The following is a 25405-nucleotide window of genomic DNA, read 5'->3' as shown; positions in this document are numbered from 1 at the left end:
CATGACGAGGCTCCTTCACAGAGGTCGCGCGAGATCGGTCGGTTACCGGAGTGAGGGTCGGTTCCCCATCGGAGGTCGGTTCCCTCTTGTAACCAAGGCGATCCTGCGGCATGCTCGGCCAGCATGGAAGAAGGCACTTCGAAGTCACCGAGTAACCCCGGCGGCACCGTGGCCGTGGCCGGCGCGTCAGGCGTGGACGGGTCCGGCGCACCGGTCGTGGACGGGTCCGACGCGGACTGCTTCGACCCGTTCCAGTGGGACACCCGTGAGGACTGCGAGGTACGGCAGATCCTCGACCGGATCGCGGACAAGTGGTCCCTGCTGGTGATCGCGCTCCTCGACAACAGGACGCTGCGGTTCACGGAACTGCGGCGGGAGATCGACGGCATCAGCCAGCGGATGCTGACGGTGACGCTGCGGCAGCTGGAGCGGGACGGACTGGTCCACCGGACGGTTCACCCCGTGGTGCCGCCCCGGGTGGAGTACGGGCTGACGTCGCTGGGGTGCACGTTGCACGAGACGATCCAGTCCCTGGTGAACTGGACGGAGGCGCATCGGGCGGAGATCGCGGCGGCGCGGGCCGCGTACGACGCGCGGGCGGTCGGTTGAGGGGCCGTCCGGCCCGTCCCCCGTGGGGTCCTCCCACCTGGGCGGGTCGCCTTCGCTTGCGCTTCCGGGGTTCCTCGGCTCGGCGCACTTGTCCCCGCGCGGGTCGTTCGTGGGTGCGCAATTCCCCGCGCCCCTCGATGCTGCCCCGGTCCGGTGTCCGTCGGGTGCGGGCCTGTCTTCGGTTTCGCGTGGTTCCCCGCGCCCCTTTTGGGGCTCCGGGTGGGCGTAGGTGCCTCCGTTGCGGAGTCATTATTTTGGCTCGCGGACACAATTTCTGCCGTCCGATTTGCAGACCTGCCAATACCCCCCGTCGTACGGAATTCTGGTCCAGTATTCTTGGTAGTCACGGGAAAGTCCGACAGCTATGAAAGGGTCGCCGTCAGAATCCTCTATCGTGGTTTTAAAAACGCCTTCTGTGTTCCTGTACTCGGCTTGTATGTTCCACTCGCATGTCATTTCTTGGGACACGCCGGTCACTCTGAGGCCCCCCGGTGTCTGGCTCGCGCCGAGGTCTATCCTGTGATGGTTGAAGTACGGCTGCTGATTGTGCTCGTCTTCGCTGTCGGAGATCATTGCTGGGGGGTTCGGTTCGCTCAGTTCAAAATTTACGGAAGAAACCGAAGAATTTCCCTGGGTGATGAAGTGAATGATCGTCACCGTTTTTGGTTTGGTGCATCTGACTTTCTTGGCGTGCATGTTCGTTATGCTGACGGGTGACTTTTTTTCGCTGAAGAACGTCATGGAATGCGTCATGTGTGATGATTCCAGCTTCGCTCCTATCGAGTCCAGGTACCTCCTCGCCGCTCGGCTCTCGACAAGGCTGTGGCGATCGCTGGGGCCGAATGCGGCCAGCTTCCGCCTTTCCTCTTCCGTCAGCAGGCGATCCAGTACATATATCGGCCAGTCGCCGGGGTCCTCCTCCCTGATACGGATGACGAAAGGAGGGGTGGTCTTCTCCTTGGAGTCCTCCAGCTTCTTCTCGGCCGATTTTTGTGCTCGCACAGCCGGTTCGGTGAGCCAGACGTCGATGGCGGCGGCCACGAACACACCGGCGAGGGCGGCTGCGATCCCATAAGCCCAGCGAGCGGCGATCTTCCCTTGGCTCCGTCCGGAGTCCACCCCGTCCGGGTCGATGATGTCTGCCAGATAGTCGCGTGTGCGTGCCCCGCTGCCTGGTACGTCGGCAGCTGGAACAGGTGCGGTGGCGTTCCGGCCGCCCGCGGTGTCGGGCTCATGAGGTACGGGGGAAGCAGTTCCCGGCGCGGATGCCGGGACTTGTGACGGGGCAGACGGCGTCGTTCCGGCGTCAGGAGCCGTCGGCGGTGTGCCGGGAACGGGTCCTTCGCCGGGAGGTGGCGTGGTGGAGCCATGGCGTTGAGACATCCGGTTCCCCCGCTCCAACGGCTAGGTGCCCGAGACTGCCATGCGTCGAACGACGTGTCATGAGGACAAAACGCGCAGGAACGGGAGCGCGGGGTTCCGCCGGTACCGGTATTCCGTGCGGGCTTCGGCGCGAGTGCGATCGCTCGGGCGGTTCAGGTACGGCGGGTGAGGGTGTTCTGGGCGGCGAGGAGCCTGCGGTTGTTGCGGGCCGTGCGGATCGCGTCCCAGGTCAGCAGTGACAGCGCGGCCCACACCAGGGCGAAGCCGAGCCAGCGTTCCAGCGGCATGGCCTCCTTGAAGTACAGGACACCCAGCAGGAACTGGAACATCGGCGCCATGTACTGGAGCAGCCCCAGCGTGGACAGCGGGACCCGGATCGCCGCGGCCCCGAAGCAGACCAGCGGTACGGCGGTCACCAGGCCGGTCGCCGCGAGCAGCGCCATATGGCCGAAGCCCTCGCTGCCGAACGTCGACTCACCGCGTGCGCCCAGCCACAGCAGATAGCCGAGCGCCGGCAGGAACAGGACCGCGGTCTCGGCGGACAGCGACTCCAGCCCCCCGAGCCCCACCTTCTTCTTCAGCAGCCCGTACACCGCGAACGAGAACGCCAGGCACAGCGAGATCCATGGCGGCCGGCCGTAACCGATGGTGAGCACGACGACCGCGGCGGCACCGGTGCCCACCGCCACCCACTGCCAGCGGCGCAGCCGCTCCTTGAGCAGCAGCACGCCGATCGCGATGGTGACCAGCGGGTTGATGAAGTACCCGAGCGACGCCTCGACCACGTGGCCGGCGTTCACCGACCAGATGTACACGCCCCAGTTGATGGTGATCACCACCGCCGCGCCGACGAGCATCGCCAGCTGACGGGGGCTGCGTATGAGCTCCCCGGCCCACGCCCAGCGGCGTACGACGAGCAGGCCCAGGGCGACGAAGGCGAGCGACCACACCATGCGGTGGGCCAGGATCTCCGCCGCCGCGGCGGGCTTCAGCAGCGGCCAGAAGAGGGGGACGAGCCCCCACATGGCGTACGCGGTGACGCCGTTCAGCAGGCCGAAACGGTGCTCGCCGTGGGCGTCCCTCGGGGTGCCCGGGGACGCGCCGGTCGACGCCCCCGGTCCGGCCGTCGCAGCGGCTCCCGCCTCCGTCGCAGCCATGGCTCCCCCTCGTACCGGATGCGCGTGCGAACGGCACGCCTCCAAGAAGGTAGCGCCGACTCCCCCGCCCTGTCATGCCCGTACCGCGATACGGTCATGACACCCCGTGAGCCGTCCTCGCGTCGCCTTCGCTCCCGCTCCCCAGGTCCGTCCGGCTGGGCGCACTTGTTCCCTGTGCGGGTCGCTCGTGGGGTGCGCAGTTCCCCGCAGGTCGCCTTCGCTCGCGCTTCCCAGGTTCGTCCGGCTGGGCGTACTTGTTTCCTGTGCGGGTCGCTCGTGGGGTGCGCAGTTCCCCGCGCCCCTGGGTGCTGCCCCCTTGCGGTCGCTTTTCGGGTGCGGGGCCGCCCTCGTCTTCGCGCAGTTCCCCGCGCCCCTGAAGGGGCACTCCTCTCCTCGCGCAGTCGCATGGCTGCGGGAGGGGGTGGGCGGGAATCTCTGCCCGCAGACTCCGATGCTCTTCAGTCGGGCAAGAGGGACGTCGTACCGAGCGCGTTGGAGCGAGGACGGAGAATCCCGACCGGCACCGACCCGAAGAACAAGCGGATGGCGCCCCAAAGGGGCGCGGGGAACTGCGCGAAACCCACGAGCGACGGCACAGGAACGAAGTACGTCCCGCCGGACGGACCTGGGAAGCGCAAGCGAAGGCGACCCGCGGGGAACTGCGCACAACCACCGAGCGACGGCACAGGAAACAGGTGCGCCCCCGGGGACGAACCCGGGGGCGCGAGCAAAGGCGACCTGCGACCTGCGAAGGCCACCTGCCAAGGGATCAGCCGACGACCGTCCAGGTGTCGCCCCCCGCGAGCAGCCCCGCGAGGTCCCCCTTCCCGTGCTGCTCGACCGCGGACTCCAGCTGGTCCGCCATCAACGTGTCGTACACCGGCCGGTCCACCGACCGGAACACCCCGATGGGGGTGTGGTGCAGCGTGTCGGGATCGGCGAGCCGCGACAGCGCGAACGCGTTCGTCACCGACGGACTGTGCGCGTCATGCACCAGCACCTGATCCGCGTTCTCCTCCGTGACCTCCACCACCTGGAGGTCACCGGTCAGCTGATCGCGGACGACACCCTTCGCGCCGTCCACCCCGAACCGGATCGGCTGCCCGTGCTCCAGCCGGATCACGGCCTCCTCGGCCTGCTGCCGGTCCTTGAGGACCTCGAACGCGCCGTCGTTGAAGATGTTGCAGTTCTGGTAGATCTCCACCAGCGCCGTACCGGGATGCGCCGCGGCCTGCCGCAGCACACTCGTCAGATGCTGGCGGTCGGAGTCCACCGTCCGCGCCACGAACGACGCCTCGGAGCCGATCGCCAGCGACACCGGGTTGAAGGGCGCGTCCAGCGACCCCATCGGCGTCGACTTGGTGATCTTGCCGACCTCCGAGGTCGGGGAGTACTGGCCCTTCGTCAGACCGTAGATCCGGTTGTTGAAGAGCAGGATCTTGAGGTTGACGTTGCGGCGCAGCGCGTGGATCAGATGGTTGCCGCCGATGGAGAGGGCGTCACCGTCACCCGTGACGACCCACACGCTCAGGTCCCGCCGCGAGGACGCGAGGCCCGTCGCGATGGACGGCGCCCGGCCGTGGATCGAGTGCAGCCCGTAGGTGTTCATGTAGTACGGGAAACGGGAGCTGCACCCGATCCCGCTGACGAAGACGACGTTCTCCTTCGCCAGGCCCAGCTCCGGCATGAAGCCCTGGACCGCCGCGAGGACCGCGTAGTCCCCGCACCCGGGGCACCAGCGCACCTCCTGGTCGGACTTGAAGTCCTTCATGGACTGCTTGGCCGTGGCCTTCGGCACCAGGGAAAGGGCCTGGATGCCGCCTGCGCCGTCCGTGGTGGTCTCAGCCATCGATGGCCTCCTTGAGAACCGTGGCGAGCTGCTCCGCCTTGAACGGCAGTCCGGTCACCTGGGTGTAGGACCGGGCGTCGACCAGGTACTTGGCGCGGACGAGGGTGGCGAGCTGGCCGAGGTTCATCTCGGGGATCACCACCTTGTCGTAGCGCTCCAGGATCTCGCCCAGATTCGCCGGGAACGGGTTGAGGTGCCGCAGATGCGCCTGCGCGACCTGCTCACCGGCCGCCCGCAGCCGCCGTGCCGCCGCCGTGATCGGCCCGTACGTCGAACCCCAGCCGAGCACCAGCAGCCGCGCCTCGCCGGACGGGTCGTCGACCTCCAGGTCGGGGACCGCGATCCCGTCGATCTTCGCCTGCCGGGTGCGGGTCATGAAGTCGTGGTTGGCCGGGTCGTACGAGATGTTGCCCGTGCCGTCCTGCTTCTCGATGCCGCCGATCCGGTGCTCCAGACCGGGCGTGCCGGGGATCGCCCACGGCCGCGCCAGCGTCCGCGGGTCGCGCTTGTACGGCCAGAAGACCTCGGTGCCGTCGTCCAGCGTGTGGTTGGGGCCCTGCGCGAACTGGACCCGCAGGTCCGGCAGCTCCTCGGTCTCCGGGACCCGCCACGGCTCGGAGCCGTTGGCGAGGTAGCCGTCGCTGAGCAGGAACACCGGGGTGCGGTACTCCAGCGCGATCCGCGCGGCCTCGATCGCCGCGTCGAAGCAGTCCCCCGGGGTCCGCGGCGCCACGATCGGCACCGGCGCCTCGCCGTTGCGGCCGTACATCGCCTGGAGGAGGTCGGCCTGCTCGGTCTTGGTGGGCAGCCCGGTGGACGGGCCGCCGCGCTGGATGTCCACGATCAGCAGCGGCAGCTCCAGGGAGACCGCGAGCCCGATCGCCTCGCTCTTGAGCGCGACACCCGGACCGGAGGTCGTGGTCACCCCGAGCGAACCGCCGAAGGCCGCGCCGAGCGCGGCGCCGATGCCCGCGATCTCGTCCTCGGCCTGGAACGTCCGCACACCGAAGTTCTTGTGCTTGGACAGCTCGTGCAGGATGTCGGAGGCGGGAGTGATCGGGTACGACCCGAGGTACAGCGGCAGATCCGCCAGCTGCCCGGCCGCGACCAGCCCGTACGACAGGGCGAGGTTGCCGGAGATGTTGCGGTACGTGCCCGCGGGGAACGCCTTCGTCGCCGGGGCCACCTCGTAGGAGACCGCGAAGTCCTCGGTCGTCTCGCCGAAGTTCCAGCCCGCGCGGAACGCCGTGATGTTCGCCTCGGCGATGTCCGGCTTCTTCGCGAACTTCGTCCGCAGGAACTTCTCGGTGCCCTCGGTCGGCCGGTGGTACATCCAGGACAGCAGTCCCAGCGCGAACATGTTCTTGCTGCGGCCCGCGTCCTTGCGGGACAGGTCGTACTCCTTCAGCGCCTCCACGGTCAGCGTGGTCAGCGGCACCGGGTGCACGCTGAAGCCGTCCAGCGAGCCGTCCTCCAGGGGGGATGTGTCGTATCCCACCTTCTGCATGGCCCGCTTGGTGAACTCGTCCGTGTTGACGATGATCTCCGCGCCGCGCGGCACGTCGGCGATGTTCGCCTTCAGCGCGGCCGGGTTCATCGCGACCAGGACGTTCGGCGCGTCGCCCGGGGTCAGGATGTCGTGATCGGCGAAGTGCAGCTGGAAGGACGAGACCCCCGGCAGGGTGCCTGCGGGGGCACGGATCTCGGCGGGGAAGTTCGGCAGCGTCGACAGGTCGTTGCCGAAGGACGCGGTCTCCGAGGTGAAGCGGTCACCGGTGAGCTGCATACCGTCCCCGGAGTCACCCGCGAAGCGGATGATCACCCTGTCCAGTCGGCGGACTTCCTTCTCACCACCTGGTTGGTCCGGCGTCGGCAGACGCTGCCCGCCGACATGTTCGACGGCGGTCCCGTCGGCCGGTTCGGCTGGGCTACTGACCTGGCTGGTCACTGAACTGGACCTCCCTCGGGGCGGCTCTTCCAGGTGGGCCGGGTGGCCGACCTACCCCGCCCATACCCTACGTCGGTAAGGGTCACCTTCCCTCGGCCGTTCGTATGATGGACGCGTTCGTGAGATGCGCATGATGGCTGATATGGCATGGCGACCCGGCTCTCCATGATCACTCGTGGCCCCGATTCCCGGCGGGGCGACGCTCCCGCCTCGTCTCTTCGTGTCCCCGACAGAGTGTGGGGCGATCAAGAATTGAGATACGTGAGGACCGCTAGAACACGCCGGTGATCCCCGTCACTCGGCGACAGCCCCAGCTTCAGGAAGATGTTGCTGACGTGCTTCTCCACGGCACCGTCGCTCACCACGAGCTGCCGGGCCACCGCGGAGTTCGTCCGGCCCTCCGCCATCAGCCCCAGCACCTCCCGCTCCCGGGGGGTCAGCCCCGCGAGCACGTCCTGCTTGCGGCTGCGGCCCAGGAGCTGCGCCACCACCTCGGGGTCCAGGGCGGTGCCGCCCTGGGCGACCCGGACCACCGCGTCCACGAAGTCCCGGACGTCCGCGACCCGGTCCTTCAGCAGATAGCCCACACCGCGGCTGGAACCCGCGAGCAGCTCCGTCGCGTACCGCTCCTCCACGTACTGGGACAGCACGAGGACGCCCAGGCCCGGGTGTGCCTTGCGGAGCCGGACCGCCGCGCGGACACCCTCGTCCGTGTGGGTCGGCGGCATCCGGACATCGGCCACCACCACGTCCGGCAGCGCGTTCTCGGCGGCGAGCTCCGTGATGGTCTTGATCAGTGTCTCCGCGTCGCCCACGCCCGCGACCACGTCGTGGCCCCGGTCGGTCAGCAACCGGGTCAGTCCTTCCCGGAGCAGCACCGAATCCTCGGCGATGACCACTCTCACCCTTGCCTCCACGCTTTGGCCCCCCACCCTGAGCTGAATCCCGTCGGTCGGGTCCAGCATCCCAGGTGGCCAACAGTGGCGGTTCGCCTCCACGGGTCGCCTTCGCTTGCGCTTTCGAGGTTCCTTGTGCTGGGCGTACTCGTCCCCGCACAGGTACGTCCGTGGATGCGCGGTTCCCCGCGGGTCGCCTTCGCTTGCGCTTGCGAGGTCTGTCCGGCGGGACGCACTTCGTTCCTGTGCCGTCGCTCGTGGGGTGCGCAGTTCCCCGCGCCCCTGGGTTTCCTGTGCTGGGCGTACTTGTTCCCGTGCGGGTCGTTCGTGGGTGCGCAGTTCCCCGCGCCCCTTTGGGGCGCTCCTTCAGGCGGCCTTTCGGGTGCGGGACCACCCTCCCCGCGCAGTCGCAGGACTCACGTAAGGGGGTGGGCGGGAATCTCTGCCCGCAGACTCCGATGCTCTTCAGTAGGACCAGTGAACGTCCGACCGAGCGCGTTGGAGCGAGGACGGAGAATCCCGACCGGCCCCGACCCGAAGAACCAGCCGGATGCGCCCCAAAGGGGCGCGGGGAACTGCGCAAAGACGAGAACAGGCCCGCACCCGACGAGCGACAGCAGGAGGCAGCATCCAGGGGCGCGGGGAACTGCGCGAAACCACCGAGCGACGGCACAGGAACAAGCGCGTCCACCCGGACAGACCTGGGAAGCGCAAGCGAAGGCGACCCGCGGGGAACTGCGCACCCACCGAGCGACGGCACAGGAACGGAGTACGTCCAGCCGGACAGACCTGGGAAGCGCAAGCGAAGGCGTCACGTGCGCCAGGGGAGTTCCGCCGTGACCCGGGTGGGGCCCGCGACGGGGGAGTCGACGACCAGGACGCCGTCCACCGCGCCGAGGCGTTCCGCCAGCCCCGCGAGACCGGACCCCGCACCGACCTCCGCGCCGCCCACGCCGTTGTCCGTGACCTGGAGCAGCAGCCGGTTCTCCACCCGCCAGACGTCCACCGTGGCCCGGGTCGCCCCACTGTGCTTGCTGACGTTCTGGAGGAGTTCCGAGACGGTGAAGTACGCGATCCCCTCGATCGCGGGCGCCGGACGCTGCGGCAGATCCACCTCGACCTGCACCGGGACCGTGCACCGCGAGGCCACCGAGGACAGGGCGGCGTCCAGTCCGCGGTCGGTGAGGACGGCCGGGTGGATGCCCCGGGCGAGGTCCCGCAGCTCCTGGAGCGCGGTCTTCACCTCGCCGTGCGCCTCGTCCACCATGCGGGCCGCCGCGTGCGGGTCCTCGTTCAGCTTCTCCTTGGCGAGGCCGAGGCCCATCGCGAGGTTGACGAGCCGGGCCTGGGCCCCGTCGTGCAGGTCGCGCTCGATACGGCGCAGATCGGCCGCCGCCGTATCGACCACGACACCCCGGTCCGACTCCAGCTCGACCACCCGGTTGACCAGCTTCGACGGGCTCAGCAGGCCCCAGACCAGCAGCCGGTCCACCATCGTCAGGCCCCGGATCAGCCACGGGGTGGCCAGCGTCAGCGCCAGCCCGATCCCGGCGGTCACCGCCAGCTCGAACGGGTTGTTCAGATACACCGAGCGGTTCTCGTCACCGAAGAGCTGGATGCCGTCCTGGCCGACGTACGTGGGGAACACCCAGTACCAGAGCGGGTACGTCAGCAGGGCCCAGCCGAGGGACCAGAAGGTCACCGACACCGTGAAGGTCACGATCGACCAGGGCATGTGCAGCACCATGTACAGCAGGTTCCGCCAGGAGGAGCCGCTCTTGAAGACCGCGCCGACCCATCCCATGAAGCCCGGCTTCGCGGCGCGCAGCGGCTCCGCGCTCCCGATCTCCATGCCCAGCAGGGCCCGGGCCCGGGTGCGCTCCATCGCGGCGAATCCCCGGGCCGACGCGAGCGTGGCCGCCAGGAGCGGGACGCCGAGGAACGTGATCAGCAGTCCGGCGCTCAGCGAGAACATCGTCACCGCGAGGGTGAACGTGATGACGCTGATCGGGAGACTGAGCAGGGTGAAGCCGAACTCGCGCCACATCCGCGCCGCGAACGGCGCGCGCAGCCCCGCCGGAAGCAGATGCCGTGCGCCGGACCCCGCCCCGCCGAACCCGGGCCGGCCCTGCCGCCCGTAATCCTGTCCGTACTCCGTGGCCATCTTCGTCGTCCTTCTGCTCGTCACGCCGGACCGGCGCGGTTCCCATCGGCCCACCCGGACCACCGGCTGTCCGTCCGTGCTTCCAGCTTCCCGGCCCCGGCCGGGCGGGACCATGCGGCAGGTCTCCGTCTCCGCCCGGGGGTTTTCCCTACCCCCGGGCCCACCTCCGGGCCGGCGGGCTGCCCGCTCCCCCTATCCCTTCCGCTCGGACGGGGGGTCCGCGACCCGGTCGCGCCACGGCAGCTCCGCCGTGACCGTGGTCGGGCCGCCGACCGGGGAATCGACCATGAACAGGCCGTCGACCGCGCCCAGCCGGTCCGCGAGGCCCGCCATCCCGGTGCCCCCTTCGAGGCTCGCGCCGCCCTGGCCGTCGTCCTCGACCTGGATGAGGAGGCGGTCCCCCGAGCGCCAGACCTCCACCGAGGCGGAGCGGGCGCGGCTGTGCTTGCTGACGTTCTGGAGGAGTTCCGAGACGGTGAAGTACGCGATGCCCTCGATCGCGGCGGCCGGGCGGCCGCCCATGTCGGTCGTCACCCGGACCGGGACCGTGCAGCGGGTGGCCACCGAGGACAGGGCGGCGTCCAGCCCGCGGTCGGTGAGGACGGCCGGGTGGATGCCCCGGGCGAGGTCCCGCAGCTCCTGGAGCGCCAGCTTCACCTCGCCGTGCGCCTCGTCGACCATCAGCGCGGCCGTGTCGGGGTCCTCCAGCAGCTTCTCCTTGGCGAGGCCGAGGCCCATCGCGAGGTTGACGAGCCGGGCCTGGGCCCCGTCGTGCAGGTCACGCTCGATACGGCGAAGATCGGCCGCCGCGGTGTCCACCACGACCCCCCGGTCCGACTCCAGCTCGGCGATCCGCCGCTCCAGCTCGTCGGAGGGCGAGAGCAGGCCGCGCACCATCATCCGGTCGACATCCGTCAGCCAGCGGGCCAGATACGGCAGCAGCGGCCACAGCACCAGCAGCGACACCAGCGCCAGCGCGAACGTCAGCACACCCCACGGCAGTCTGATGACCGCGTAGAGCGCCGCCCGCCAGGCCACCGGGTCCGCCAGCATCGTCCGCAGCCGCACCAGGTACGGCCGCCCGCGCAGCGGCAGCGGGCTCGGCTCCTCCACCCGCACCCCCAGCAGGACCCGCGCCCGGGTCCGCTCCGCGCGGCCGAGCCGCCGCGAACCGGCCAGACTCGCCGCGAGCAGCGGCAGACCGATCACCGTCACGGCGAGCCCGGCACCGAGCGCCAGGGTCGTCACCGCGTAGACGAAGCCGAGCAGGCCGAACGGCAGGTTCAGCAGAAGATGCAGCGTCTCCCGCCGGGCCCATCGGTCCAGCGGGAAGCGCGGCGGGGGCGGCTTCTCCACCAGCTCCCCTCCGGCCCCTCGGTCCCCGGACACCCCGGGCCGGGCCCCCGGGGTACGGGACGCGCCTCTCGCGGCGGGCTGCCCTGCCGTCGGGCCCGGGCCGGAAGCCCTGCCCCCGCCCTCGGCGGATGCGGTCATTCGTGCGGTCATGTCCAAAGCGTGCCTGGTGGTGGGCCCCCGGCGCCATGAGGCGGACCGCCTTCCCACGCTGTGGATAACCCCACCATCCGCCCCGTCCCCCACCCCCCGGCCCGGCCACGACACCCCCCGCCGCACCCGCGCCACACCCCCCGCCGCACCCCCCGCCGCGCCTCCGCCGCACCCCGTGCCACCGCCCCCACCGCCCCCTCGCCGCACCCCCCGCCCCGAACGCGGTCCGGCCCCGCTCCGGCCGCGGCCCCGTGCCGGGCTGCTTACGGTCCCCTTAGCAGGGCCTAGACTCCCGTGCGTACAGAACGTCGAACATCGCGCACCGCACGCGCACCACCCGCTCCGCCGCCCGGCGTTCCGGGTCCGGAACGCGCCATCGGGCGCAAGATTCAGGGAGCGAGGGGCGGACGTGCCGGAACCGACCGTTCTCGCGGAGGGCTCGGAGAGCTACTTCCAGTCGTACTCCGTCGTAGGACTGCTCGCCGTCATCGGCGTGCTCTTCGTCGCCGTCGCCTTCGGCGCCGGACGACTGCTGCGCCCGGTCGTGCCGACACCGGAGAAACTTCTCACCTACGAGTGCGGTGTCGACCCCGTCGGCGACGGCTGGGCACACACCCAGGTCCGCTACTACGTCTACTCGTTCCTGTACGTGATCTTCGCCGTCGACTCGATCTTCCTCTTCCCCTGGGCCACCGTCTTCGCGGACCCGGGATACGGGGCGACGACCCTCGTCGAGATGTTCATCTTCCTCGGGTTCCTCGCCGTGGGCCTGCTCTACGCGTACAAGAAGGGCGTCCTGACATGGACGTGACCCCGCCCGCATCCGCCACCGCGCCGGGCCCCGTGCCGCTGCCCGAGCCCCGCAGGCTCGGCGCGCTCTCCCGGCTGGCCCCCGAACCGATGAAGGTGGTCCTCAACTGGGGCCGCCGGTACAGCCTGTGGGTCTTCAACTTCGGACTCGCCTGCTGCGCCATCGAGTTCATCGCCGCGTCGATGGCCCGCCACGACTTCATCCGCCTCGGGGTCATCCCGTTCGCCCCGGGCCCCCGGCAGGCCGATCTGATGATCGTCTCCGGCACGGTCACCGACAAGATGGCCCCGGCCGTGAAGCGGCTGTACGAGCAGATGCCCGAGCCCAAGTACGTCATCTCCTTCGGCGCCTGCTCCAACTGCGGCGGCCCGTACTGGGACTCGTACTCGGTCACCAAGGGCGTCGACCAGATCATCCCCGTCGACGTGTACGTCCCCGGCTGCCCGCCGCGGCCCGAGGCGCTGCTCCAGGGCATCCTCAAGCTCCAGGAGAAGATCGCCCGGGAGTCGCTGGGGGAGCGGTACGGCGTGACCGCCGGCCCGTCGGCCGCCGCGCTCCAGAGCGGTCTGACGCCGCCGCCCGCGCCGCCGGCCGCCGCCGCGGACGAGCGGGAGGGCGACCGATGACGGGCTGGCTGCCCGCTCCCGCCGAGGAGCTGTTCGGCCCCGAAGCCACGGCGGACGAGTCGTACGACCTGCTGACCGTCGACGTCCCCGCCGCCTCCTGGATCACCGCCCTGGAGACCGCGCGCACCACCCTCGGCTGCACGTACTTCGACTGGCTGAGCGCTGTCGACGAGGGCGGGACAGGATTCCGCGTCTCGGCGCACGTCGTCGCCCTCGGCCCGGTACGTCGGCTGCTCGTGCGCACCGCCGTCCCGCGTGAGGCCGCCGTACTGCCCTCGGCGGTCGGCGTGTACGCGGGCGCCGCCTGGCACGAACGCGAGACCCACGAGATGTTCGGCGTCGGCTTCGACGGCCACCCCGGCCTCGATCCGCTGCTGCTGCCCGAGACCTTCGAGGGACACCCGCTGCGCAAGGACTTCGTGCTCGCCGCCCGGGTCGTCAAGGCGTGGCCCGGCGCTAAGGAGCCCGGCGAGTCCGAGCACGGCGGGCCCAAGCGCCGCCAGATGCTGCCGCCGGGCGTCCCCGACCCCAACGAGTGGGGCCCCCTCAAGGGCCAGCTCCCACCCGCCCCGGCCCGTCCGGCCCGCGGCGCGGCGGGCCGCGCGGGCGGCGCCGCCGCACGCGCGGCCGGGGACCGACCGGTCCGCCGCGCGCGTACGGCCCCCGCGGGTACGGAGGCGGGTGCGGCTGCCGACGCGGGTGCTCCGGCCACCGGCGCTACGGGTACGGGTACACCGGCGTCCGGCGACCCGACCGGTACGCCGACTTCCGGTACCGGTACGGACACCGGGGCGGGTACGGCGTCCGAACCCGGGGCCCGGCCCGCCCGCAGGGCACGTTCCGTCTCCGGCGGCTCCGCGTCCCAGCGTCCCGAGGCCGCCCCGGCCCCGGACTCCGCCCCGGCTCCCGACTCCGGTTCGCCGCAGACCTCGGCGCCCACGGCCTCCGGCGACAGCGCGGCGGACACCTCCGCCGAGTCCGCCGCCCCGGCCGCAGCCCCCCGAACCGGCAGCCCCGACGCGCCCTGGCACCACGCGCGGCCCGCCTTCGACGCGTCACGCCCCACCGGCGACAGCCCACCGGCCACGGAACCCGGGACCACCGAACCCGGGACCACGGAACCCAAGACCACGGAACCGGCCGCCACCGAACCCGAGGTCACGAAACCCGAGGCCACGAAACCGGACAGCGGGTCCCGTACCGAGGACAAGGCGGACGACAAGGCGGACGACAAGGCGGAAGCCAAGGCGGACGACAAGGTCACGGACCCGGACACGAACGCAGCCCCGGACGCGGACACGAACAACACCCCGGCCCCGACCCCGGCCCCGACCCCGAACCCGGACCCGAGCATGGACCCGGACACAGCCACGGACGACGACACCCCTGGAGGTCCGCAGTGAACGACGCGCTCGACGTCGCCCTGCGACTCCTCGTCGTCTTCGCCGTCTTCCTCGTGCTGCCGCTCGTCGTCGGACAGGCCGAGCACAAGGTGATGGCCCATATGCAGGGCCGCCTCGGCCCGATGTACGCGGGCGGGTTCCACGGCTGGGCCCAGCTCGTCGCCGACGGCGTCAAGTTCGCCCAGAAGGAGGACATCGTCCCGGCGCGGGCCGACCGCAAGGTCTTCCAGCTCGCCCCGGCCGTCGCCCTGCTGCCGTATCTGCTCGTCCTCCTCGCGATCCCGATCGGACCCGGTGAGGGCGCCGTCGGCGAGGTGATCGACGCGGGCATCTTCTTCGTCCTCGCGGTCATGGGCGTCAGCGTCCTCGGCTCGCTGATGGCGGGCTGGGCGTCCGCCAACAAGTTCTCCCTGCTCGGCGGACTGCGCACCGCCGCCCAGCTGCTGTCGTACGAGCTGCCGATGCTGCTCGCCGCCGCGTCCGTGGCGATGGCCGCCGGTACCGTCTCGCTGCCGGGAATCGTCGCCGCGTTCGAGTGGTGGTGGCTGCCCTGGCAGATCGTCGGCGCGATCGTCTTCTTCGTGGCCGGACTCGCGGAGCTGCAACGTCCGCCGTTCGACATGCCGGTCGCGGACTCGGAGATCATCTTCGGCGCGTACACCGAGTACACCGGACTGCGGTTCGCGCTGTTCCTGCTCGCCGAGTACGCCGGGATCGTCGTCCTGTGCGGGCTGACCACCGTCCTGTTCCTGGGCGGCTGGCACGGTCCGCTCGGCGCCGACGGGCTCGGCTGGGTGTGGACCCTGCTGAAGACCGCCGTCCTCGCGTTCGTCGTCATCTGGCTGCGCGTGACCTATCCCCGACTGCGGGAGGACCAGCTCCAGCGCCTCGCCTGGACCACGCTCGTCCCCCTCGCCCTCGCCCAGATCGCCCTCACCGGCGTCGTCAAGGTGGTGATGTGACACCCATGTCCGAGTCGCTTCCGCCGCGCAGGTTCCCCGGGTCCGGCCTCGCCAAGGGCCTGGCCGTCACCCTGCGGACGATGACCCGCAGGACGGTCACCGCGCAGTACCCCGATGTCCAGCCCGAACTGCCGCCCCGCACCCGGGGCGTCATCGCGCTGTTCGAGGAGAACTGCACGGTCTGCATGCTCTGCGCCCGCGAATGCCCCGACTGGTGCATCTACATCGACTCCCACAAGGAGACGGTGCCGGCCGCCGCCCCCGGCGGACGCGAGCGCAGCCGCAATGTGCTCGACCGGTTCGCCATCGACTTCTCGCTCTGCATGTACTGCGGTATCTGCATCGAGGTGTGCCCGTTCGACGCGCTGTTCTGGTCGCCGGAGTTCGAGTACGCCGAGACGGACATCCTCGAACTGACCCATGAGCGGGACAAGCTCCGCGAGTGGATGTGGACCGTCCCCGCGCCGCCCGCCCTCGACCCCGCCGCCGAGGAGCCCAAGGAACTGGTCGCCGCCCGTAAGACCGCCGACAAGTACGCGGCGGAGGCCGAAGCGGAGGCGCAGGCGGCTGCGACGGCGACGGCAGCGGCCCAGGCCACGCCCGAAGCCCCGCCGACCGCCCCCGGCACCCCACCGGCCGCCCCCGAAGCGCCGCCGGCCGGGTCCGGCAAGGCCGCCCCCGACGACACGGCCCCCGGACCGGAGGGAACCCCGTGATCCCCATGTCCCCGACCCTGGCGGCCCCCCTCGCCGCCGGGAGCTCCGGATTCCTCTCCCCGACGGGCGTCGAGATCGCGTTCCTGCTCGTCGGCGTCGTCACCCTGGGCGCCGCGATCATCACCGTCACCACCAAGCAGCTCGTGCACGCCGCGCTGTGGCTGGTCGTCGCGCTCGGCGGGATCGCCGTGGAGTACCTGCTGCTCACCGCCGAGTTCATCGCCTGGGTACAGGTCCTGATCTACGTCGGTTCCGTCGTCGTCCTGCTGCTCTTCGGGCTGATGCTCACCCGGGCGCCCATCGGCCGCTCCCCGGACGCCGACTCGGGCAACCGGTGGGTCGCCCTCGCGGTCGCCGTCACCGCCGCCGTCGCGCTGGTCTGGGTCGTCGTGGACGCGTTCCGCACCACCCGGATGGACCTCGACACCGTCCAGGGCTCCACCGACGTCATGGGCGAGAGCCTCTTCCAGAACTGGGTGCTCCCCTTCGAGGCCCTTTCCGTGCTGCTGCTGGCGGCCCTGGTCGGCGCGATCGTGCTGTCCCGCAAGAGGGCCGCCGACCGCTCCGACGGCCCCCCGCCCGCCCCGGCACGCCGCGGCAGCCCGTCCGGCCCCACCCGGCCCGGCGGCACCCCGCCCACTGGTGGCACCCCGGGCCGCCCCGGCGCCCAGCCGCCCGCCGACCGGACGGAGACCGGCTGATGCATCTCGCCTACCCCGCGGTGCTGTCCGTCCTCCTCTTCTGCACCGGCCTGTACGGCGTGCTGGCCCGCCGGAACGCGATCCTCGTGCTGATGTCCGTCGAGCTGATGCTCAACGCCGTCAACCTGAACCTCGTCGCCTTCGACGTATGGCTCAGCGAGGCCGCCCGCGACACCCTGCACTCCGGCCAGGCCCTGACGCTGTTCACCATCGCCATCGCCGCCGCCGAGATCGGCATCGGCCTCGCGATCGTCCTCACCGTCTACCGCAACCGCGGCACCTCCGACATCGACAAGCTCCGCGACACCGCCGAGCACGGCGACGGGCCCGGCGACCCCGACGGCACCACCGCCACGGCACCCAGGACAGAGGCCGCCGCGTGACCACCACGACCCTCGCCGTACTCGTCCCCCTCCTGCCGTTCCTCGGCGCCGTCGCCGGGCTGCTCCTCGGCCGCACCGCCCCCGGCTTCGTCCGCCCGCTCGCGATCCTGCCGACGCTCGCCGCGCTGGCCCTCGCCGTCCTCGTCGCCGTACGGCAGGGCGGCGACCGGACCATCGAGGCGGCGACCCAGCTCACCCCCACCGGCTCCGTCCCCATCGAACTGGCGCTGCGCCTCGACGGCTTCGCCGTCCTCGTCGCCGTCCTCGTCGGTGCCGTCGCGACCTGTGTGCAGCTCTACTCGACCGGATATCTGCGCGACGACCCCCGCTACCCCTCGTACGCGGCGCTCGTCTCCCTCTTCACCTCCGCGATGTTCCTCGTCGTCTACTCGGGCGATCTGATGGTGCTGCTGGTGGGCTGGGAGATCATGGGCATCTGCTCGTACTTCCTGGTCGGCCACTACTGGGAGACCCCCGAGGCCCGCGCCGCCTCCCTCAAGGCGTTCCTCGTCACCAAGCTCGGTGACGTCCCCTTCCTGATCGGACTGTTCGCGCTCGCCGCGGACGCCGGGTCGTTCCGGATCAGCGCCGTCCTCGACACCGTCGCCGACGGCGGGCTCGACCACCCCACGGTGATCGCGCTGCTGCTGCTCGCGGGTGTCGCGGGCAAGTCGGCGCAGTTCCCGCTGCACACCTGGCTGCCCGACGCGATGGCGGGACCCACCCCCGTCTCCGCGCTGATCCACGCCGCGACGATGGTCACCGCCGGGGTCTACTTCATCGCCCGGCTGCTGCCCGTCTTCGCCGCATCCGGCGCCGCCCTTGTCGTCCTCGCCGTGATGGCGACCGTGACGATGATCGGATCGGCGCTCGCCGCCCTCGCCCAGGACGACATCAAACGCGTCCTCGCCTACTCCACCATCGGCCAGCTCGGCTACATGACCGGCGCCCTCGCCGTCGGCGACCCCGGCGCGGCCGTCTTCCACCTCCTGTCGCACGGCGCCTTCAAGGCGCTGCTGTTCCTCGCCGCCGGAGCCGTCATCCACGCCGCCGGTACCAACTCGCTGGCCGCCATGTCCCGGATGGGCGGCCTGCGCACCCGTATCCCCGACGCCTACTGGACGATGACCGTGGCGCTGCTCGCGCTCGCCGCGATCCCCCCGTTCAGCGGCTTCTTCTCCAAGGAAGCCGTCCTCGTCGGCGCCGAGCACGCCGCCCACGGCGATGTCGCGGGCGTCCCCACGGCCGCGGGCTGGACCGTCCTCACCGCCGGTCTGCTGACCGCCCTGCTCACCGCCGCCTACGCCGCGCGGCTGTGGCTGCTCGCCTTCCGGGGCCGCGGCCCTGAGGCCGCCGACCACGGCCGGCAGCCGCTCGCCATGACCACCGTCCTGTGGGTCCTCGCGATCCCCTCCCTGGGCTTCGGTCTGGCCGTGGGCGTACTGCCCGAGTGGTTCGGCGGCGAGTCCCTCACCCCGACGCTCACCACCTCCGTCCTCGGCACGGGCGCCGCCCTCGTCGGCGGCCTCCTGATGTACGGGGCCTGGCGGCACACCTCCGCGGTCGCCGCCCGGACCCCGATGGGCGCCGTCGTCGCCCACCCCGACGCGGACGGCGGACATGTCGAGGCCGAGGCCATCGCCCTGCACCCGCGCGCGTACGGCGACATCGCCGGAGCGTGCGACCCCGCCGACCCCGGACGGCTGCTGCTCGGTCCGCTGCACCGGCACGCCGCCTCCGGCTTCCACCTCGACGCCGTGTACACCGTGCTGTTCGTCCGCCCTGTGAAGGCGGCGGCCGAACTCGTCCGCTTCCTGGACCGCGAGGTCGTCGACACCTATGTCCGCGGCGCGGGCGCGCTGCCCCGCTGGCTCGGCACCGCCGTACGACGGGCCCAGACCGGCAATGTGCAGACCTATGTGAGCGCGCTGTTCGCGGGGACCGTCCTCCTGGCGGTCGCCGCCGTCCTCGTCGCCACCGCCGGAGCGTGAACCGCAGTGATCGAGATCAACGAGACCGTGATGCAGTTCCTTCTGGCGTTCGTCGTCGCCGCCCCGCTGCTGGGCGCCGCCGCCGCGCTGCTCCCGGCCCCGCCGGGTCTGCGGGGCAGCTCGCCCGACCAGGCGGTCCTGCGGCACGGCGTCACCGTGACCGGTGCGGTGCTGGCCGCCGCGATCGTCCTCACCCTCGGCTTCGACCATGACCGGCCGTCACGGATGCAGGCCACGACCGACGTCAGCTGGATCGCGGCACTGGACGTACGCCTCCACCTCGGCATCGACGGCATCTCGCTCCCCCTGCTCGTCCTCACGGCGCTGCTGACCTTCCTGTGCGCCGTGTACAGCTACTACCACCCGCCCGCGGGCCCGTCCCCGAAGGCGTTCGTCGCCCTTGTCCTGGTCCTGGAGTCGGGCACGCTCGCGACCTTCGCCGTCCTCGATCTGATCCTGTTCTTCCTGGCCTTCGAGATGGTCCTCATCCCGATGTACTTCCTGATCGCCCGCTGGGGCGGCGCGGGCAGGCAGGCGGCGGCCTGGAAGTTCATCCTCTACACCCTGCTCGGCTCGGTCGTGATGCTGCTGGGCCTGCTCCTGATCGGTCTCAGGGCGGGCACCTTCGACATGGTGGCACTCGCCACTGAAAACGGCCGCTCGCTCAGTACGTCCGTGCAGGTCGTCGCGGTGCTGGCGATCGGGATCGGGCTCGCGGTGAAGGCCCCGATGTGGCCCTTCCACAGCTGGCTGCCCGACGCCCACACCGCCGCCCCGACCGTCGGATCGGTCCTGCTGGCCGGGGTCCTGCTGAAGATGGGCACCTACGGATTCGTCCGTGTCCTGCTGCCGGTCGCCCCGGACGGCATGCACCTCTTCGCGCCGTACCTCGCCGCGTTCGCCGTCGTCGGGATCATCTACGGCTCACTCGCCTGTCTCGCCCTCGCCCGGCCGGGCGCCAAGGGCGACCTCAAGCGCCTCATCGCCTACTCGTCCGTCGGGCACATGGGCTTCGTCCTCCTCGGGATCGCCACCCTCACCCCGACCGGCGTCAACGGCGCCCTCTTCGCGAACATCGCGCACGGTCTGATCACCGGCCTGCTGTTCTTCCTCGTCGGCGCCCTCAAGGACCGCACCGGTACCACCGACCTGGACTCCCTCGCCCAGGACACCGGCGCCGCCCTGTACGGCAAGGCGCCCCGGCTCGGCGGACTCTTCGCCTTCGGCGCCGTCGCGTCCCTCGGACTGCCCGGCCTCGCCGGGTTCTGGGGCGAGATGCTCGCGATGTTCGGCGCGTTCGACCCCGCCGACGGCCTCAACCGGCCCGCGTACCTCACCTTCATGGCCCTCGCCGGGTTCGGCACCCTGCTCACCGCCGCGTATCTGCTGATCGTGGTCCGCCGCGTCTGCATGGGCGCCCCCGCACCCGCTCCGGCCGCCACCGCTCCGGCCGCCACCACTTCGGCCGCCTCCGCCCCGGACACGCCCGCCCCGGACACGCCCGCCCCGGACACCTCCGCCGCGGGACCGGGACCCGCCGCCACCCGTACCCCCCTCACGCTCCCCGACGTACGCGGCTACGAGTACGCCGCCTGGTCCCCGCTCGTCGTCCTCACCGTCATCGCCGGACTCTGGCCCGCCCTGCTGCTGGGCCTCACCGACCCGGCCGTGCAGAAGCTCCTCTCAGGAGGCAAGTCGTGACCCTCGCCGCCCTGGAGGTCCCCGACGTCGTCCAGTCCGTCGACTGGATCGCGATCGCGCCCCCCGCCATCACGGCGGTCATCGGGCTGCTGCTCCTCGTCGCCGACCTCTTCGTCCCCGAGGGCCGCAAGCACCTCCTCGGCTGGGCCTCCGTCGCGGGACTCACCCTCGCCACGCTGTCCCTGCTGCCGCTGCTGGACGCCGACCGCGCCACGTTCTGCCGGCTGTCCGACGACGACGTGTGCAGCTACACCGCCGACCAGTTCACCCTCGCCGTCCAGCTCCTCGTCCTCGGCGGCGCGCTCCTCACCGCGCTGCTGTCGGTGACCGCCTCCCGCGACCACGCCGACACCCCCCGCGCGCGTGCCGTGCCCGGCGGCGAGTACTGGTTCCTGCTGCTGTCCTCCGCCGCGGGCGCCGCCCTGCTGCCCGCCTCCCGCGATCTCGCCACCCTGGTGGTCGCCCTTGAGGTGGCGTCCCTGCCCGCGTTCGCGCTGGTCGGCCTGAAGCGCGGCGACCGGATGTCCTCCGAGGCCGCCCTCAAGTTCTTCCTGTCCTCGGTCACCGCCACCGCCGTCACCCTGATGGGCGTCAGCTTCGTCTACGCCACCACCGGCAGCCTCTATCTGACGGAGATCGCCGACGGCCTCACGCGCGTGGACGGACAGTTCGACACCCTCGCGCGGACAGGTGTCGTCCTCACCCTCATCGGCTTCGCCTTCAAGACGGCCGCCGTACCGTTCCACTTCTGGGTCCCCGACACCTATGTCGGCGCGCCCCTGCCGATCGCCGCGTATCTGTCGGTCATCGGCAAGGCCGTCGGCTTCTCCGGGCTGATCCTCGTCACCGTCGTCGCGTTCCCCTCGTACGCCGACGTATGGGGCCCCGCGCTCGCCGTACTGGCGGCCCTCACCATGACCATCGGCAACGCGGCGGCGCTGCGGCAGAACGTCACGCGCGCGTACAGCGCGGTACGCCTGCTCGCCTGGTCCTCCGTCGGCCAGGCCGGGTACCTCCTGGTCCCGATCGCCGCGGCGGCCTACGCGAAGGACGGCGAACGCGCGGTCGGCTCCACCGTGTCGTACGCCCTGATGTACGCCGCTGTGAACCTGGGCGCCTTCGCCGTCGCCGCGCTGGTCGCCCGGACCCGGCCCCTCAACCGGCTCAGCGATTACCGGGGCCTGTACGCGGAGCGCCCGCTGGCCGCCCTGGTCCTCGCGTTCTTCCTGCTGTGCCTCGCGGGGCTGCCGCCGGGCATCATCGGGCTCTTCGCGAAGGTCACCGTCTTCTCGTCGGCGGTGGACGCGGGCCTCGGCTGGCTCGCCGTGATCATGGCCGTCAACGTCGTCATCGCCCTGTACTACTACCTCCAGTGGACCGCGCTCCTGTTCCGCGCCCCGGAGACCGCGGAGGGCACGGAGACGGTGAAGGCCGCCGGGCCCGCGGGGTCCGCGGGAGCCGGGAAGGTCGCCGCTGGCACCGCACCGGCCGTACCGGCCGCACCGGACGGGTCATCCGTCAGCCCGGACGTGGCGACGGTCCCGGGGACACCGGGAGCGGGTGCCGCCCCCCGGCCGGGGCTCCCCGTCCCCCCCGCCCTCGCCGCGGCCATCGCCCTGGCGGCCGTTCTGGCCGTCGTCCTGTCCGGCGCGCCGCAGCTCGTCCTGAGGTTCTCCGACACGGTCCTCTTCTGACCCCACGACCCGGGGGCGGAAGCGCCACTCCCGCACCGCGGCCGAGCTCTCTCTTCAACTTTTGGCGATGTCAAAGAAATTTGACATCGCCAAAAGTTAAAGAAGCCACAGTGCGGGACGGCGCTTCCCTCCCCCCGGCCGCACCCGCCGCCGGGCCGGGGTCACCCGGTCGGCCGACCCCGGCGGGCGCGAGCACAAGGGAACTAGTCCCGCCCGCCTGGCGTTGACCAGTACGGGAGGGTCCACTGGACCGTAGGAAGAAGTACCGGCAGCGGCACCACCGCTGCGGAGCACCAAGGAGCAGAGGGTTCCCCTGCCGCACCACCAGGAGGGCTGACTGTGCACCGCCGGCACAACGGGCTGAAGACCGCCGTTCTTCTCGGAGGACTGTCGGCGCTCATCATCGTCATCGGCAGTCTCTTCGGGCGTACGGGCCTGATCGTCGCCGTCGTCGTGGCCCTGGGCACCAACGCGTACGCGTACTGGAACAGCGACAAGCTGGCCCTGCGCGCGATGCGGGCCCGCCCGGTCAGCGAGTTCGAGGCCCCGGCGCTGTACCGCATGGTGCGCGAGCTCTCCACCCAGGCCCGTCAGCCGATGCCCCGGCTCTACATCTCACCCACCGAGGCGCCGAACGCGTTCGCGACGGGCCGCAACCCGCGCAACGCCGCCGTCTGCTGCACGGAAGGCATCCTCCGGCTGCTCGACGAACGCGAGCTGCGCGGCGTCATCGGGCATGAGCTGAGCCATGTCTACAACCGCGACATCCTCATCTCCTCGGTCGCCGGCGCCCTCGCCTCCGTGATCATGTTCCTCGTCAACTTCGCCTGGCTGATCCCGTTCGGCCGCTCCGACAACGACGACGGCCCCGGCATCTTCGGCATGCTGCTGATCATGCTGCTCGGCCCGCTGGCAGCGTCGGTCATCCAGCTGTCGATCAGCCGCTCCCGCGAGTACGAGGCCGACGCCTCCGGCGCCCAGCTCACCGGGGACCCCCTGGCACTCGCCAGCGCCCTGCGGAAGCTGGACGCGGGCACCAAGCAGCTGCCCCTGCCGCCCGAGCCCAGGATCGAGACGGCGAGTCATATGATGATCGCCAACCCGTTCCGGCCGGGCCGGGGCCTCTCCAAGATGTTCTCCACACATCCGCCGATGGCCGAGCGCATCGCCCGGCTCGAACAGATGGCAGGTCGACATCAGTGAAGACAATCCTCAACATCATCTGGCTCATATTCAGCGGCTTCTGGCTGTTCCTCGGCTATATGTTCGCCGGTGTGCTGCTGTTCATCACGATCATCGGCATCCCCTTCGCCCTGGCGTCGTGGCGGATCGGCTTCTACGCCCTGTGGCCCTTCGGCCAGACCGTGGTCGAGCGGCCCACCTCGGGCGCCGCGTCCTTCGTGGGCAACGTCCTGTGGCTGATCCTCGCGGGCTGGTGGCTGGCCCTGGCCCATATCGTCACGGGCGTCATCCAGTGCGTCACGATCATCGGCATCCCGCTGGGCCTCGCCAACTTCAAGCTGATCCCGGTTTCCCTGATGCCGCTCGGCAAGGAGATCGTCAGCACCGACCAGCCCTTCGCCGGCCGCTGGTGACCCGCCCGGGACCCGGCGCGTCCGCGTTGTCAGTGGCGGATGGCAGCATGAAGTCATGCCCGACACCGAGGACTTGCTGACCCGTCTCGCAGACAGGGCGCGCACCGATCCCCCCTGGGGCTGGAGCGCCCCGCCCGCCCCGGCCGACCCGGGGACGCTCGCGCGCGCGGAGGAAGCCCTCGGCTTCGCCCTGCCACCCCTGCTGGCCGCCCTGTACACCCGGGTGGCCGACGGGGGATTCGGCCCGGAGTACGGTCTGCTGCCCCTGCTGGAGGGCTCCGCCGGAGGCGAGCCCCCTGCGGTGGGCCAGTACCTCGCCGCGCGGGCCGACCCCGAGTGGCCCTGGCCCGCCGGGGTACTCCAGATCGCCCACTGGGGCTGCGGCATGTACGCCTGCGTCGACTGCACCGACGAGGCCGCCCCCGTCCTCCTCTACGAGCCGAACGGCGGCAACCCGGAGTACGCCTGGTTCTCCGACAGCCCGAGCCTCGCCCGCTGGCTCCAGGACTGGCTGGACGGCACCGGCTGGTACGACGGGGACGAGAGCGACATGGACCTCCCCGCCTGGCCGGACTACGCCCACCGCGTCAGGTCCCCGGCAGCTACCGTACCGACCCCTGGGAAGCCCGCAGCGGGCCCCTGAGCCCCCGGGGACCACCGACCCGGCCCCGGGGGACCACCGGCTCGACCACCGAGCTACGCGGCCCCACGGCCCAGTCCGTAGTCGCCCACCTCAGCGCGGCGCCCGCCACCCGGCAGGCGCTGCACGAGGCCCGCCGATCAAGGACCTCCGGACCGCCGCCCCGCCTACCGGTAGTTCACGAACTGGATCGCGAAGTCGAACTCCTGGCCCTTCAGCAGGGCGATGACGGTCTGGAGGTCGTCCCGGCTCTTCGAGCTGACCCGCAGCTCTTCGCCCTGGACCTGCGCCTTGATGCCCTTGGGGCCCTCGTCACGGATGAGCTTCGCGACCTTCTTCGCGTTCTCCTGGGAGATGCCCTCCTGGATCGAGGCGGAGAGCTTGTACTCCTTGCCGGACAGCTGCGGCTCGCCGAGGTCGAGCGACTTCAGGGAGATCCCGCGCTTGACCAGCTTGGTCTGGAAGACATCGAGGACGGCGTTCACCCGGTCCTCGGAATTGGCCTGCATCAGGATCTTGTCGCCGGACCAGGCGATCGACGCCCCGACGTTGCGGAAGTCGTAGCGCTGCGAGATCTCCTTGGCGGCCTGGTTGAGGGCGTTGTCGACCTCCTGCCGCTCGACCTTCGAGACGATGTCGAAACTGGAGTCGGCCATGTCCTGTGGCTCCT

At 71.0% G+C, this 25405-nt stretch carries 22 protein-coding genes; 14 read left to right on the top strand and 8 right to left on the bottom strand.

All coding sequences use genetic code 11. From position 1 onward, the window contains the following. Nucleotides 1-123: 123 nt before the first annotated feature. On the top strand, nucleotides 124-609 hold the full coding sequence (locus AB852_RS27710; RefSeq protein ID WP_073792935.1) for a winged helix-turn-helix transcriptional regulator: 486 nt from the start codon (nucleotides 124-126) through the stop codon (nucleotides 607-609). 249 nt (nucleotides 610-858) lie between these two features. Here the strand turns inward: AB852_RS27710 and AB852_RS39335 are convergent, their stop codons facing one another. The 7 genes from AB852_RS39335 to AB852_RS27675 form a co-directional block, all read right to left on the bottom strand. After that, on the bottom strand, nucleotides 859-1650 hold the full coding sequence (locus tag AB852_RS39335; protein ID WP_143201290.1) for a hypothetical protein: 792 nt from the start codon (nucleotides 1648-1650) through the stop codon (nucleotides 859-861). A gap of 494 nt (nucleotides 1651-2144) precedes the next feature. Then, the gene (rarD, locus tag AB852_RS27700) at nucleotides 2145-3149 is read right to left on the bottom strand and encodes an EamA family transporter RarD (protein WP_079184965.1); all 1005 of its coding nucleotides are present in this window, start codon (nucleotides 3147-3149) and stop codon (nucleotides 2145-2147) included. A 769-nt stretch (nucleotides 3150-3918) separates the two neighbouring features. After that, nucleotides 3919-4998, bottom strand: a complete 1080-nt coding sequence (locus AB852_RS27695) for a 2-oxoacid:ferredoxin oxidoreductase subunit beta (protein ID WP_073792933.1) — start codon at nucleotides 4996-4998, stop codon at nucleotides 3919-3921. Then, entirely contained in the window at nucleotides 4991-6946 is a 1956-nt protein-coding gene (locus AB852_RS27690) for a 2-oxoacid:acceptor oxidoreductase subunit alpha (protein ID WP_073792932.1), read from the bottom strand. Before AB852_RS27690 ends, AB852_RS27695 begins: the two co-directional genes overlap by 8 nt. Nucleotides 6947-7191: 245 nt before the next feature. Further along, the gene (locus AB852_RS27685) at nucleotides 7192-7851 is read right to left on the bottom strand and encodes a LuxR C-terminal-related transcriptional regulator (RefSeq protein WP_281257843.1); all 660 of its coding nucleotides are present in this window, start codon (nucleotides 7849-7851) and stop codon (nucleotides 7192-7194) included. Nucleotides 7852-8653: 802 nt separating this feature from the next. Further along, a complete protein-coding gene (locus tag AB852_RS27680) occupies nucleotides 8654-10006 on the bottom strand; it encodes a sensor histidine kinase (protein WP_073792931.1) in 1353 nt (450 codons plus the stop codon). Nucleotides 10007-10198: 192 nt separating this feature from the next. Beyond that, nucleotides 10199-11512: a sensor histidine kinase gene (locus AB852_RS27675; RefSeq protein WP_079184964.1), complete on the bottom strand. Its 1314-nt coding sequence runs from the start codon at nucleotides 11510-11512 to the stop codon at nucleotides 10199-10201. Nucleotides 11513-11921: 409 nt separating this feature from the next. On the opposite strand from AB852_RS27675, the gene AB852_RS27670 reads away from it, so the two are divergent. The 13 genes from AB852_RS27670 to AB852_RS27610 all read left to right on the top strand — a co-directional run bounded on the left by AB852_RS27670 (nucleotide 11922) and on the right by AB852_RS27610 (nucleotide 24738). Further along, nucleotides 11922-12323, top strand: coding sequence for an NADH-quinone oxidoreductase subunit A (locus AB852_RS27670; protein ID WP_073792929.1), 402 nt, complete (start codon nucleotides 11922-11924; stop codon nucleotides 12321-12323). Continuing rightward, the gene (locus AB852_RS27665; RefSeq protein WP_073792928.1) at nucleotides 12314-12949 is read left to right on the top strand and encodes an NADH-quinone oxidoreductase subunit B; all 636 of its coding nucleotides are present in this window, start codon (nucleotides 12314-12316) and stop codon (nucleotides 12947-12949) included. Before AB852_RS27670 ends, AB852_RS27665 begins: the two co-directional genes overlap by 10 nt. Then, nucleotides 12946-14352, top strand: coding sequence for an NADH-quinone oxidoreductase subunit C (locus AB852_RS27660; RefSeq protein ID WP_073792927.1), 1407 nt, complete (start codon nucleotides 12946-12948; stop codon nucleotides 14350-14352). Before AB852_RS27665 ends, AB852_RS27660 begins: the two co-directional genes overlap by 4 nt. Continuing rightward, nucleotides 14349-15314, top strand: a complete 966-nt coding sequence (locus tag AB852_RS27655; RefSeq protein WP_073792926.1) for a complex I subunit 1/NuoH family protein — start codon at nucleotides 14349-14351, stop codon at nucleotides 15312-15314. Before AB852_RS27660 ends, AB852_RS27655 begins: the two co-directional genes overlap by 4 nt. Before the next feature lie 5 nt (nucleotides 15315-15319). After that, a complete protein-coding gene (locus AB852_RS27650; protein ID WP_073792925.1) occupies nucleotides 15320-16030 on the top strand; it encodes a NuoI/complex I 23 kDa subunit family protein in 711 nt (236 codons plus the stop codon). Between the two features lie 5 nt (nucleotides 16031-16035). Continuing rightward, on the top strand, nucleotides 16036-16731 hold the full coding sequence (locus tag AB852_RS27645; RefSeq protein WP_073793083.1) for an NADH-quinone oxidoreductase subunit J family protein: 696 nt from the start codon (nucleotides 16036-16038) through the stop codon (nucleotides 16729-16731). Next, nucleotides 16731-17114: an NADH-quinone oxidoreductase subunit NuoK gene (nuoK, locus tag AB852_RS27640; protein ID WP_073792924.1), complete on the top strand. Its 384-nt coding sequence runs from the start codon at nucleotides 16731-16733 to the stop codon at nucleotides 17112-17114. The genes AB852_RS27645 and nuoK overlap by 1 nt, the downstream gene beginning before the upstream one ends. After that, a complete protein-coding gene (locus AB852_RS27635) occupies nucleotides 17111-19105 on the top strand; it encodes an NADH-quinone oxidoreductase subunit 5 family protein (protein WP_073792923.1) in 1995 nt (664 codons plus the stop codon). The genes nuoK and AB852_RS27635 overlap by 4 nt, the downstream gene beginning before the upstream one ends. Nucleotides 19106-19135: 30 nt before the next feature. After that, a complete protein-coding gene (locus tag AB852_RS27630) occupies nucleotides 19136-20806 on the top strand; it encodes a complex I subunit 4 family protein (protein ID WP_073793082.1) in 1671 nt (556 codons plus the stop codon). Beyond that, nucleotides 20803-22500: an NADH-quinone oxidoreductase subunit N gene (locus AB852_RS27625; protein ID WP_107499367.1), complete on the top strand. Its 1698-nt coding sequence runs from the start codon at nucleotides 20803-20805 to the stop codon at nucleotides 22498-22500. Before AB852_RS27630 ends, AB852_RS27625 begins: the two co-directional genes overlap by 4 nt. A 339-nt stretch (nucleotides 22501-22839) precedes the next feature. After that, nucleotides 22840-23703, top strand: a complete 864-nt coding sequence (htpX, locus tag AB852_RS27620; RefSeq protein ID WP_073792922.1) for a zinc metalloprotease HtpX — start codon at nucleotides 22840-22842, stop codon at nucleotides 23701-23703. Beyond that, nucleotides 23700-24095: a YccF domain-containing protein gene (locus tag AB852_RS27615; RefSeq protein WP_073792921.1), complete on the top strand. Its 396-nt coding sequence runs from the start codon at nucleotides 23700-23702 to the stop codon at nucleotides 24093-24095. The genes htpX and AB852_RS27615 overlap by 4 nt, the downstream gene beginning before the upstream one ends. 55 nt (nucleotides 24096-24150) lie before the next feature. After that, nucleotides 24151-24738, top strand: coding sequence for an SMI1/KNR4 family protein (locus AB852_RS27610; protein ID WP_073792920.1), 588 nt, complete (start codon nucleotides 24151-24153; stop codon nucleotides 24736-24738). Nucleotides 24739-24902: 164 nt separating this feature from the next. Here AB852_RS27610 and AB852_RS27605 read toward each other — a convergent pair whose 3' ends face one another. Next, nucleotides 24903-25391, bottom strand: coding sequence for a YajQ family cyclic di-GMP-binding protein (locus tag AB852_RS27605; protein ID WP_073792919.1), 489 nt, complete (start codon nucleotides 25389-25391; stop codon nucleotides 24903-24905). Nucleotides 25392-25405 lie beyond the last annotated feature (14 nt).

Origin of the sequence: Streptomyces uncialis (genome assembly GCF_001905345.1) — a bacterium.
Lineage (GTDB): Bacteria > Actinomycetota > Actinomycetes > Streptomycetales > Streptomycetaceae > Streptomyces > Streptomyces uncialis.
The sequence above is the reverse complement of the archived record's forward strand: the minus strand, read 5'-3'. Positions and strand labels throughout refer to the sequence as shown.